9 protein-coding genes, 1 tRNA gene and 1 pseudogene are annotated in these 11,742 nt (G+C 43.0%); 9 read left to right on the top strand and 2 right to left on the bottom strand.

The genetic code is table 11. The annotated features are described in order from the left end of the window. Nucleotides 1–10: 10 nt before the first annotated feature. Nucleotides 11–1,678, bottom strand: a complete 1,668-nt coding sequence (locus ACHKAR_RS05005; RefSeq protein ID WP_395416425.1) for an amidohydrolase — start codon at nt 1,676–1,678, stop codon at nt 11–13. A 216-nt stretch (nt 1,679–1,894) separates the two neighbouring features. Here ACHKAR_RS05005 and rpsA point away from each other — a divergent pair, with 216 nt between their 5' ends. From rpsA to ACHKAR_RS04985, 4 genes are all read left to right on the top strand, one after another. Next, nucleotides 1,895–4,000 carry a 30S ribosomal protein S1 gene (rpsA, locus tag ACHKAR_RS05000; protein WP_395416424.1) on the top strand — a complete coding sequence of 702 codons (2,106 nt, stop codon included), beginning with the start codon at nt 1,895–1,897 and terminating at the stop codon, nt 3,998–4,000. Between the two features lie 69 nt (nt 4,001–4,069). Continuing rightward, nucleotides 4,070–4,140: transfer RNA gene (locus ACHKAR_RS04995), tRNA-Cys, on the top strand. A 1,295-nt stretch (nt 4,141–5,435) separates the two neighbouring features. Beyond that, complete coding sequence (locus ACHKAR_RS04990) at nt 5,436–6,239, top strand: myosin/kinesin family protein (protein ID WP_395416423.1); 804 nt, start codon at nt 5,436–5,438, stop codon at nt 6,237–6,239. 199 nt (nt 6,240–6,438) lie between these two features. Next, nucleotides 6,439–6,585: a hypothetical protein gene (locus ACHKAR_RS04985; RefSeq protein WP_395416422.1), complete on the top strand. Its 147-nt coding sequence runs from the start codon at nt 6,439–6,441 to the stop codon at nt 6,583–6,585. On the opposite strand, the pseudogene ACHKAR_RS04980 reads toward ACHKAR_RS04985, so the two are convergent. Continuing rightward, nucleotides 6,535–6,717, bottom strand: a pseudogene (locus tag ACHKAR_RS04980) (IS1182 family transposase); the annotation flags it as partial. The gene ACHKAR_RS04985 and the pseudogene ACHKAR_RS04980 sit on opposite strands and share 51 nt — an antisense overlap. A 132-nt stretch (nt 6,718–6,849) precedes the next feature. Between ACHKAR_RS04980 and ACHKAR_RS04975 the strand changes: the two are divergent. The 5 genes from ACHKAR_RS04975 to ACHKAR_RS04955 all read left to right on the top strand — a co-directional run bounded on the left by ACHKAR_RS04975 (nt 6,850) and on the right by ACHKAR_RS04955 (nt 11,741). Then, nucleotides 6,850–7,290 (top strand): hypothetical protein, encoded by a 441-nt coding sequence (locus tag ACHKAR_RS04975; protein WP_395416421.1) that lies wholly within the window; start codon nt 6,850–6,852, stop codon nt 7,288–7,290. Nucleotides 7,291–7,540: 250 nt separating this feature from the next. Further along, nucleotides 7,541–8,149, top strand: a complete 609-nt coding sequence (locus tag ACHKAR_RS04970) for a hypothetical protein (protein ID WP_395416420.1) — start codon at nt 7,541–7,543, stop codon at nt 8,147–8,149. A 308-nt stretch (nt 8,150–8,457) separates the two neighbouring features. Then, on the top strand, nt 8,458–8,997 hold the full coding sequence (locus tag ACHKAR_RS04965; RefSeq protein ID WP_395416419.1) for a DUF7010 family protein: 540 nt from the start codon (nt 8,458–8,460) through the stop codon (nt 8,995–8,997). Nucleotides 8,998–9,240: 243 nt separating this feature from the next. Next, nucleotides 9,241–10,758: an amidohydrolase family protein gene (locus tag ACHKAR_RS04960; protein WP_395416418.1), complete on the top strand. Its 1,518-nt coding sequence runs from the start codon at nt 9,241–9,243 to the stop codon at nt 10,756–10,758. A gap of 155 nt (nt 10,759–10,913) precedes the next feature. Further along, entirely contained in the window at nt 10,914–11,741 is an 828-nt protein-coding gene (locus ACHKAR_RS04955) for an outer membrane beta-barrel protein (RefSeq protein WP_395416417.1), read from the top strand. The last annotated feature ends 1 nt before the right edge of the window (nt 11,742 follow it).

Raw genomic sequence — 11,742 nt, 5'->3', positions numbered from 1 at the left:
TGGGGATTTATTAACGGTCGGCATACACCACTTCCCCACCGATGATCGTCATTTTCACCTTAGTCTTGAGGATCTCGTCTTCAGGAATCGTCATAATGTCCCGATCTAATATGGTGAAATCAGCCAGTTTACCTACTTCCACACTCCCTACGCTTGCCTCCATAAAGGCCCCATAGGCCGGCCAGAGGGTATAGGATTTCAGCGCTTCCTCGCGGGTCATTTTTTGCGCCGGTTCATAGCCTCCCTCGGGGGTTCCTTTGAGTGTCTTTCTACTGACCGATGCATAGAAACTGGCCAGCGGACTGACGGGCTCTACCGGAGCATCTGTACCATTTACGATGACCGATCCATTGTCGATCAACTCACTCCACATGTAGGCACCATTCTCAATGCGCTCCCTGCCCAGTCTGTCAATGGCCCAGGGCCTGTCAGAGGACATATGAATGGCCTGCATGGCCGGAATCACCCCAAGCCTGGCAAACCTCGGGATATCATCTGGGTGAATGTGCTGCGCGTGTTCTATGCGAAACCTGTGATCTTGCGCAATCTCCGGATAACGCTCTAGCGCCTTTTCATAAATATTCAGCACCTCCCGATTGCCCCGATCACCTATGGCATGGGTACATACCTGAAACCCACTGGCCGCTGCGCGCATCACCACATCCTCAATTTGATCCATTGGGGTCACGTTGTGGCCATGCACGCCTCTGGCATCGCTGTATTCTTCCAGTAGCCAGGCGCCTCTCGAACCAAGGGCACCATCCGCATAGAGTTTTACAGACCGGATGTTGAGATGCTGATCATAAAGACCACTGCGGGGGCCTGATGCAAAATATGTTTTTAACAAAGTAGTGTCCGCACCTGAAAGCATCACATGCAGTCTGAGTTTTAGCTGATTCTCCGATGCAAACTGCTCAAACAAGGCCACATCGGCCTGATCTGACCCGGCCTGGTGGAAACCAGTGAGTCCATTGCTCAGGCACTCCTGAATGGCCCGCTCCAATAAATCAGACTTGTACTCAGCCGATTTGAGGGGTAGTTTCTCAACGATCAGTTTTTCTGCCATTTCATTAAAAATCCCTGTAGGCTGACCGGACACGTCCCGGAAGATTTCGCCACCCTCCGGGTCTGGAGTGGACTTATTTACCCCCGCCAGGTTCATGGCCGCCGCATTGGCCAGACTGGCATGACCACTGGCATGACTGAGCAGCACCGGATGATCAGGCACCGCCTCACTCAATGGATGGTGGGTTGGGAAACCATTGAACATCAGTTCGGGCACCTCATCCCACTTATCCTGATGCCAGCCACGCCCGATGATCCACTCACCCGCTGGCGTCACAGCGGCCCGCTCCTGCACCATGCGCACCACCTCCTCGTAGCTCCGGGCCTGCATCAGGTCCACATTGATGATATTGGCTCCAATGCCCATGATGTGGGCGTGCCCCTCTATAAAACCCGGATAAATATAGCTTTCGCTCATATCCAACACCTCTGTGCTATCACCCACGAAATCCCGAACCTGGTCATTGCTCCCCACAAAAAGGATCACGCCATCTTTCACGGCAATGGCCTCTGCCTCCCCTGCATCGGGATTCAGTGTATACACTTTGCTATTCAGCAAAACCAGATCAGCCTTGGTTTGGGGCTTTTGGCAACCCCCTATTATTAAGGCCATTAGAAGCGTGATAACAGATAATTTTCGCATGTGAAGTAGTGATAGGTTTCAATCAGATAATAGAATCGAAATTACCTTTTTTTGTTTAATTCCTTTAGCTTTGCGCCTCCATTCAGGTGAATGGGCATTTCGATTCGTCGGGATGTATTGTTAACTAAATCCTTCATTCCCCTGACTCTAGGAATGAACGTGTATAAATAGAGTCATTTTTTAATTATGGCAGAAGATAAAAAAGACGAGCTTCAGGACGTGGAGAACACAGAAGCTCAGGCAGCTGAGACTCCAGAGGAGACAAAAGCAGTAGAAGCAGCAGAGGAGACTCCAGCTGAAGAAGCCAAAAAAGAAGTAGCTGAGGAAGTGAAAGCTGAGCCAGCGAAAGAAGAAGTAAAAGCTCCCGTAGCCAAAGAAGTGAAAGCTCCTGAGGTACAGGCGCCGATCGCAGAGCCTGAAGTAGACATTTGGGATACTGCAGTGGATGACGGTTTTGGAGAAGAGTACTCTGACAAAGACCGCAAAAAAATGGAAGCCCTTTATGAGGCTACCCTCAACCAAATCACAGAGAAAGAAGTGATGGCAGGAACTGTAGTGGGTATCACTGACAGGGACGTGATCATCAACATTGGCTTCAAATCTGACGGACTGGTAGCCCTTTCTGAATTCAGAGATGTGGAAGACCTGAAGCCGGGTGATGCAGTAGAGGTATATGTAGAAGAGCAGGAAAACGCCAATGGCCAGCTTGTTCTTTCTCGTAGAAAAGCCAAAATCGTGAAAGCATGGGAAAACATCCAGAAAGGTTTGGATGAAGACATGGTGATCAACGGAATGGTGAAGAGAAGAACCAAAGGTGGTCTGATTGTAGATATTTTTGGAGTAGAGGCTTTCCTTCCAGGTTCACAGATCGATGTGAAGCCTATCAGAGACTTTGATGTCTTTGTAGGTAAGAAAATGGAAGTGAAAGTAGTGAAAATCAACTACGCTAACGATAACGTGGTGGTTTCTCACAAAGTATTGATCGAGAAGGATATCGAGAAGCAGAAAGCTGTGATCCTCGAAAACCTGGAGAAAGGTCAGGTACTGGAAGGTGTGATCAAAAACATGACCAACTTCGGTGTATTCATCGACCTTGGTGGTGTAGACGGTCTGCTTCACATTACAGACATCTCATGGGGACGTATCAACCATCCGGAAGAAGTGCTTTCTTTGGATGCTAAAGTGAACGTTGTTGTTCTTGATTTTGATGATGACAAGAAGCGAATTTCTTTGGGTATGAAGCAATTGACTGCTCATCCTTGGGATTCACTTGACAAAGACATGACGGTAGGTTCTAAAGTGAAAGGTAAGATTGTGAATGTAGCCGATTACGGTGCATTCCTCGAAATCATCCCTGGAGTAGAAGGACTGATCCACGTATCTGAAATGTCATGGTCTCAGCACCTCAGAAATCCTCAGGATTTCATCAGCGTAGGTGACCAACTGGAAGCAGTGGTATTGACCATCGACAGAGATGATCGTAAGATGTCTCTTGGTATCAAGCAATTGACTGAAGATCCATGGACTAAGCAGGATGTACTGACTAACTACGCTGTGGGCACTAAGCACACAGGTATCGTAAGAAACCTTACCAACTTTGGCTTGTTCATCGAGCTGGAAGAAGGTATCGACGGTCTGGTACACGTTTCTGATCTTAGCTGGACTAAGAAGATCAAGCATCCATCTGAATTCGTGAAAGTAGGCGACGAACTGGAAGTGGTAGTGATGGAGCTGGATGTGGATAACAGAAGACTGGCCCTAAGCCACAAGCACCTGGAAGAGAATCCTTGGGATACGTTCGAAACTGTATTCACCAGAGGTTCTGTACACAAGTGTACCGTCATTTCTAAAAATGACAGAGGTGGTTTGCTAGAGCTTCCATACGGCCTTGAAGGTCAGGTGACGACTAAAAACCTTCAGAAAGAAGATGGCTCACAAGCCAATGAAGGTGAGACACTTGATTTTAAAGTGATGGAATTCTCTAAGGATGAGAAAAGAATTGTACTTTCACATACATCTACCTGGAAAGAAGGTGCTGAGCAGCCTGCTCCTGCAGCTGCACCGGCCCCTAAGAAAGGTAAATCATCGAAAGGCAATACACTCAACAAGATCAATCAGGAAACTGAGAAGTCTACCTTAGGTGATCTGGAAGCACTTTCCGCTTTGAAAGACAAGATGGAATCAGCTGCTAAGCCTGCTGCCGCCAAGCCTGCCAAAAAAGCAGCGCCTAAGGCAGAAGAAAAAGCGCCAGAAGCCGAAGGATCGGAAGAAGAATCAAAAGATTCTGAATAAATGAATGAGCCGGAAGGGATTTCCCTTCCGGTTTAATTTTATTCTTGTTTAATTTGCACCTGCAAAAAGGGTCGAGTGGCCGAGTGGCTAGGCAGAGCTCTGCAAAAGCTCGTACAGCGGTTCGAATCCGCTCTCGACCTCTTCTACAAACACCTCATCATTTTTGATGGGGTGTTTTTGTTGGTACCCCACCCAAGGGTTGTAAACGTCTTGCAGGATTTAACTCAATCAACAACTGGCTACCAGGTACCCGGAAACCCCACATCGGTTTTAGAATAGATCACCGTGCAGCGTTTCAAGATGACCGTGCAGCGTTTCAAGATGACCGTGCAGTGCTTCAAGAAGGCCGTGCAGTGTTCCGAGATAACCGTGCAGAGGTTCAAGATGGCTGTGCAAAGGTTCAAGACAGCCGTGCAGTGCTCCAAGACAGCCGTGCAAGGGTTCAAGACAGCCGTGCAAGGGTTTAAGACAACCATGCAGGGGTTCAAGAAACCGTGCAAAGGTCCAAGACGACCGTGCAGTGATTCAAGAAGGCCGTGCAGTGCACCTATAGCCAACAATGGTTTGTTCAGGATAGAAAATCTGCTAGATTTGGTAGTGTTACAAGTGCATAGCACCACTGGTTGTTAGGCGGTTGTTATGATTCATCTCTTCTCGGAACATTCTTACCCACATTGTACAGAGCGGAATGGGGAACTTTTGTCAAATCTCATTTGTTTTCAGCTTTGCGGTAAACTCAAGCATGCTTACACGTAGAGTGTGTGGGAAACAAGTGTTTAAGTGGATGGCGCAGGGTCGGAAGCAATGCTCTGTTAGCCGCTTTAGCTGAAAACCCGCAGTCCAACATTAACAGCCCATCTCCTGTCCTTCTTTTGTAGTCATAATCAAACAGGTCAACCCGATGAACTTCACAGTGGCGCGCTGGCCGGAAAATGCGGAAGGATGCGCACAGTGCCGTGTTGCTGCGGGGCGTAATGGCTTTGAGCGACGGGTGCGGGAGGCCGTGGGACCCATTCATTTTCCAATGTCTTTTGCCTACTTTTTGACCAAGAAAAAGTAGGGGTCCCTCCGACCTGAGGAGAAAGCATTTCTAGTGGGTAAACCAACGGTGTGGATCAGAACGAATCATAACACGGTGTATGTGTCATGTGCTAAAGTGCGTATCAAATACGTATCTAAAGAGACCGTATGTCTTACCGCTGCTTTTTGCGCTTCTCAAGATAGTTTAATTCAGTATTACCCGCCAGAGCTTCTTTTATCTCCCTGGCCTCACTCAAGTTCGGCATGCTTAGTGTACCTGGACTTCTCGCCAAGTTTTCCAGACTTGAACGGAAGCTCAAAAAGCGCTAGATTGGTGGTAACCTATGTAAGGTGGCACACGAACACATACACGGGCGTTATATTCAATTTCACCAGATCAAAAATTCTACAAAAAATGAAACATACCCTGCTAACTTTGTTTTTTACAAGCCTGATTTTAACATCAAAGGCTCAAGAACAGTTTACTCAACTTTATGGAACATATGGAGTTGAAGATAAAATTTCCTTGATAGATAATCGACTTGGAAATACGAACATGTATGGTTTTGGAGTGGAAAGCAATACTATGTATTATAAAACTGCAGGAATACATAGATGGTATGTGGCAAAAAATGCTGATGGTGGAACTAGCTCAAAGATGGAACTCGATGCTAGTAGCTTGACTCTAAAAACTATTTTAAGGTCGACAGATAAAATAAGCCTTGTTTCAAATCTCGGTTCATTAGGGGACATAATTTCTTTATATGGGGATCGACTAGGGAACACTAATATGTATGGTTTTGGAATCGAAACAAATGGCGGGGTTCTTTACAATAAAGCTGCTTCGGGTTATAACTGGTACATTAATACGAATGCTGACCAAGGAACAAGTGCAATAATGATGCTGAACAGCAGTGAACTTGTGGTAGATGGAAAAATTAGAAGTGAAGAAGTAAAAGTAGAAATCATAAATGGCCCTGATTATGTCTTTGAACCAGATTATGAACTCCGAACATTGGAGGAAACAAAGGAATTTATCACAGAAAATAAACACCTCCCTGAAATTCCATCAGCAAAAGAAATGGAAGCAAATGGGGTTGATCTTGGTGACATGAACATGAGACTTTTGAAGAAGATAGAGGAACTAACTCTTTATCAAATACAACTTATGGAGGAAATGGAAGGCATGAAAAAAGAACTTCAAGAACTTAAAAAGTAAAAGAATATAACAGGCGTAGCTGTTGCACAACCCCTCCAAAATCTAAACATGATAGATAGACTTGTGCTGGGAGTTAAAATACTCAAGCGAACTTATGATAGCCGGGAACCCCGAATAGGTGCCAAAAATGAGTCTTGAAGTCCTCTATCAAGCTAATTATTGAATAAAGCCACTGTAAAGAAGGCTGTCTAATCCCTCCATGAGCTGGTTGGCAGTTCTTCGCCTCAAATTTCAGGTACTTCTTCAGATTGTAGGCAATAGCAGCCATGATGAACTGTTTATTAGCATTGTGGATGCCCTTGGTGTAGACCTTGCGCATGCCCATAAACTGAGTGAGCACTCCTAAGACAGGCTCTACTGTGGACTGCCGCTTGCGTTTGTAATATTGGCCTTTTGGACTGTTTACTCGCTCAATCGCTCGCTGATATTCCCCCAAATGATTGACTACTTTGAAGCGCTTTTCGGTACCCTTACCTATACAGTCTTCCTTGAATGGACAATCTCTACAATCTGCTCTTCTGGTTGTAAGCTTCCCAAGAATTCGTCCATTTAAAATTAGAGTTGGCTGAGCTGAAAAGCGAAGCGATTGCTAACTTTAAATGATACAATAATGAAAAAGACGAGATTCACCGAACAACAGATCATCTCTGTAATACAAATCATCTCGCTGTTCTTCGAACTAACTGGACTGGCTTTATTTCTTATGGAACTGAAATTCCCTAAGAACAGAAATCGTCTTGAACAGAAAGTTGAAATTTTAATCAACAATACTGACCTAAAGAAATTATGGAGTAGAGCAGTCACTCCTTTCTATTTCCGAGGACAAATAGTTTCCGCATTACTTGCGCTTCTAATAATCGCCAGCTTTCTAATTCAACCTCTGATCATATTGGCTCCATTCCCGATTTACATATTTAACCAATTACTTCGATTTATGAATTTCTTAACAAACAAGAAACCCTTAGCAACAATTGGTCTTTTGATCGCTAGTCTAGGATTATTAGGAGAAATCTATCAAGTAATTCTGATCATAGATTCAAAAAGCTACTAACAGGCTGTATGAAGGCATGTTGTCTCCCGATAGCTATCGGGAGCCACTTTGCAGACTTTAGTGCGAACATTGCCATGAATCAGCCGCTGAAGAAACTGCTCTATTTTCTACCGAGCTCAACTCGCAGGATTTTTCACTTTCTGAACGCAGTGCCATTCTGATACTTTGAATGCACCGGCAGATAAGCTATTTTGCTACTTCGATCCTAGTGAGAGCACACGCCTCATACATGGACATTGGTTGTAATTATATGAAGCTAGTAGCATCGTTCATCCTTCTAATTTTCTCTTTTCAACTTAAGGCTCAAACTTTCGAAACCGCCTTCATAATAGAAAAGGCTGACAGTATTCTCAAAGCCTCAGTTGACGAACGTCTTTACCAGTTCTATACCTATGACTCGGATTCCTATTACGAATACGTCAAGAAAAATGGTAAAACCAGTTGGGAGACTTTGAACAAGAAAGGCCAAACCAAAGGAAAATTCGTGAACACAAACGTTCGCTTCGACTTTAAACACCCAGAGCATTGCTGGATAACAGGTTATACCGGAATCAAACTCAATGCTAATTTGGAATTGGCAGATAGTCTGAACACTAATTTTCTACCTGAATTTCTCATTAATAGTGAACCGAGCAATTTTATATCAGAAGAAGAGGCTCTGAAAATAGCCAAACCCATTTTAGAACAGAACGGAATAAATCAAGTCAATTGTCAACTCACTTTTGACTTAAAAACTCAAGTATACATTTGGGCAATTGAAGATTTGGTATTTGAGAATTATTCGGATTTCGTGAACATTAACGCTGTAACTGGCGAGATAACGGAACAGGGCCAACTTCTAAGATCTAAAGTGTACTAAAACTACAACCAACAATCACTAGCACGAATGCGCCTCCCGATGGCTACCGGGAGCCACTTTGCAGACTTTAGTGCGGACATTGCCATGAATCAGCCGCTGAAGAAACTGCTCTATTTTCTACCGAGCTCAACTCGCAGGATTTATTCACTTTCTGGACGCAGTGCCATTCTGATACTTTGAATACACCCCTTGGTCAGGCACGACAGATAAGCTACTTTTATCGAAATAATGTAAGCCCGGAGCACACTCCTGCTTGGCGTTATGCCTTATGTCAACCAATAAGAAAAAAAACTCAAACTAATAATTAGATGAACTTTAAGGAATTTCAAAAAGACATGCGTATTGCCTATTTAGGTGGAGGAACAGGCATTTTAGTTTCGGGTGTAATCTGGCTAATTTCCGGATTAGCTGGAATGTATTTAACCGAAGAAACAAGTATTTTGATCTTCTTTATAGGTGGAATGTTAATTTACCCCTTGGGAGTATTTTCTGCAAAGCTCTCAAATAGAAGTGGAAAACACCAAAAAAATAATCCTCTCGCCAAGTTAGCTATTGAAAGTACCGCAATATTGTTTATTGGACTTTTTATAGCCTATTCGATTTTCCAAATACAAAAATCGTGGTTTTTTCCAGTTATGCTGATGATAATTGGCGTAAGGTATTTAGTGTTTCAATCAATTTACGGAATGAAAGTCTATTGGATTCTGGGGCTGTTTTTAATAGTATCGGGGATGTTATGTTTGATTTCAAACCAACCTTTTCATTTTGGTGGAATCACAGGTGGAATTATTGAATTAATTTTTGGAGTCATGGTTATTGTAATGGAAAGAAAAACAAATGAAACTTGAACTTAAAAAAACACAAGGCATAACACGGCGTATAAATTATAGCGGTTTAAGCGATAATACGAAAGTATAAACATAAAACAAAGGTCAGTGCAAAACTGAAAAGCTAGTGAGTAGAAATCCGCTACTGCTCACGCACAAACAATTGTATGCAATGTCAGCAAATTCATAAAAAAAGCCAGTTTATTGAGCGCACAGCCTCACAGATGACATTATGTGCAAATAGACCCAACAACAGGAAATCTAGTGAAGAAATTAATTCTCAAAATACTCAAATACGGACTTATAGTAATTGGCTTGATTCTAAGTATTATTCTATTACTGTATGTATATCCTATTGCGGAACCATTACGTCAAAAAACAGATACTAACGACTATATTATATCAAACATCAACATTATAGATGTAGCAAACGATTCAATCATAACAAACCAATCTGTTTATATTAAAAATGACAGGATAGTAAAAGTCACTTCAAAAGGTTCTATTATAAAAAACGACCACATTAAGATCATTGATGGTAAAGGAAAGTATGCTTTGGCTGGTTTATGGGACATGCATTCGCACTTAGCATTCCAGATTGCACCACAAGTGATTATGCCCCTGCATATTGCAAATGGAGTTACATATATCAGGGACATGCAAGGCATTGTTAACATTAACAAAGAGAGGATTCAATGGAGAAAGGAAATAGACTCAGAAGAACTATTAGGACCAAGATTAATTGGTTTTGCTGATGAAATAGTTGGTGCGAATTATGATGAACAAAATGTTTTTGAACTAGTAAATAGAACAGCAAAAGATAGCCAGACTTTTATTAAGATTTATTCTGGAATATTACCTGATAGATATTTTCCCTTAGCAGAAGAGGCCAAAAAGCAGGGCGTTGTTTTTGCTGGACATTATCCGAATGCAATTAATCCTATAGATGCCTCAAATGCCGGGCAACGGAGCTTTGAACACGCTCATTTATTTTTAAAACATGCCAACCCACTAGCTAAAAAAAATCGTCAATATTATCAGGCTTTGTATTCAGATGAAGAGGTTGACGAAGATGATAGACCTTCACCAATCGACATGTTAGCCAGTTTTGATTACCAAAAGTTCTATGAACTGGTAGATACCATGGTAAAAAACAACACCTACTTCTGCCCAACTCACATTACCCGAAAATATGAAGCCTTTGCGAACGATAAAGTATTTTTAGATGATGCAAACCTGAAGTATATACCTCATTTAGTATCATTAATATGGAAAGATGATATTTCGCAAATGAAGGAGTATGTAGAGGTGGAAGGGAATCAACAGTATCTTGAAGACTTTTATCTAAAAGGATTAGAGTTAACTGGTTTGGCACATAAAAAGGGAGTGAACATATTAGCAGGAACTGATTCGTATGACCCGTATTCATTTCCCGGAATCAGCTTACATAGTGAGCTTGAAGAACTGGTAAAAGCAGGGCTATCTCCAGCAGAAGCATTAAAAAGTGCGACTATAACCCCTGCTGAATATTTTAATGTTTCAGAGATGTATGGAACTATAGCGGAAAATAAAATAGCCGATTTACTTATTTTGGATAAAAATCCTCTGGAGGATATAAAGAATACCACTTCTATAGAAAGCCTTTTTTTTAATGGTAACCTATATGAAAAAGAAGATATTGATAACATGAAATTATATGTTGAAAACAATGCTTCCGGCCTAAATGGATTATCTATTTCTGTAAAAATGTTTTTTAGGCTCATGAAAGACAATAGACATTAAAAAAGCGCACAATAAGCGTAGCTGTTGCACACCCCTCCAACATCTAAATAAGATTGGTAGACTGCCCGTATATCGTCACCACGCACAGCCATCAATCTACCATTCTTGCGGTTTTCAATTCACCATTCAATAATTTTCCCTTATTTTGACATTGGATGAAAAAACAGGCCATCATTTACTTTTTCCTTTTCCTTCTGGGGTCATTCGTCATGGCTCAGGACTTCCTTTCATGGCAGATGAACGACCGCTACTTTACCGCTCAGGCAGGCTTTGGCTTTGCCTCCTATCGGGGTGAACTCAAACACAATGGCAGCATCCAAAACGAAATCTCCAACATCAGCCTGGGTGTAGAAGCTCGTCTTCTCCCCAAGGTGGGGGCTAGGATAGAAATCGGCCGTTACAGCATCAGAGGTCATGACAGGCATGCCCCTGACAGCTCCTATGCGCAGCAGCGAAACCTCTCATTCAGCTCCACCAATTATGAAATCAGCGTGCAGGGCATTTTCTACATGAAAAAGTATGCGGGCGCCTATTACAAAAGACACAAAGTAGACCCCTACCTCCTGGCGGGTGTGGGCGCCACTTTTATCAGCCCCACGGCCGAGCTGGCCGGGCAGCAGTATAATCTCTACGACCTCCAAACAGAAGACACTGAGTACAGCAGGTTTACGATGATTTTTCCGGTGGGAGCCGGCCTCAAATGGAAAATCAACCCATTCCTCAACTTCACTACAGAAATCACCTACCGCTTTACCCTTTCTGATTACCTGGATGATGTCTCAGGGAACTATCCTCAAAACCCGGGACCGGGTGCGGACCTGCTCTCCAACCGCAAGGACGAAGTGGGTGTGATCAACCAGGAAGCGTACGATCAACTGGTTCCTGGTGCGCCCAGGGGAGATCAGCAGGACAAGGATGCCTACCTGTTTTTAAACCTGAAATTTGAATTTTTTCTTCCGCCAGGACTTTTCAAAGGAAAATAAA

Origin of the sequence: Marinoscillum luteum, assembly GCF_044005705.1 — a bacterium.
GTDB classification, from domain to species: Bacteria; Bacteroidota; Bacteroidia; order Cytophagales; family Cyclobacteriaceae; genus Marinoscillum; species Marinoscillum luteum.
This window is presented reverse-complemented; position numbering and strand designations above follow the sequence as displayed.

Bases quoted from the DNA above. Each gene is read 5' to 3' on its own strand.
- ACHKAR_RS04990 (WP_395416423.1), top strand. From the start codon at position 5,436: ATGAAACATACCCTGCTAACTTTGTTTTTTACAAGCCTGATTTTAACA.
- ACHKAR_RS04965 (WP_395416419.1), top strand. From the start codon at position 8,458: ATGAACTTTAAGGAATTTCAAAAAGACATGCGTATTGCCTATTTAGGT.
- ACHKAR_RS05005 (WP_395416425.1), bottom strand. From the start codon at position 1,678: ATGGCCTTAATAATAGGGGGTTGCCAAAAGCCCCAAACCAAGGCTGAT.
- ACHKAR_RS04975 (WP_395416421.1), top strand. From the start codon at position 6,850: ATGAAAAAGACGAGATTCACCGAACAACAGATCATCTCTGTAATACAA.
- rpsA (WP_395416424.1), top strand. From the start codon at position 1,895: ATGGCAGAAGATAAAAAAGACGAGCTTCAGGACGTGGAGAACACAGAA.
- ACHKAR_RS04985 (WP_395416422.1), top strand. From the start codon at position 6,439: ATGAGCTGGTTGGCAGTTCTTCGCCTCAAATTTCAGGTACTTCTTCAG.
- ACHKAR_RS04970 (WP_395416420.1), top strand. From the start codon at position 7,541: ATGAAGCTAGTAGCATCGTTCATCCTTCTAATTTTCTCTTTTCAACTT.
- ACHKAR_RS04955 (WP_395416417.1), top strand. From the start codon at position 10,914: ATGAAAAAACAGGCCATCATTTACTTTTTCCTTTTCCTTCTGGGGTCA.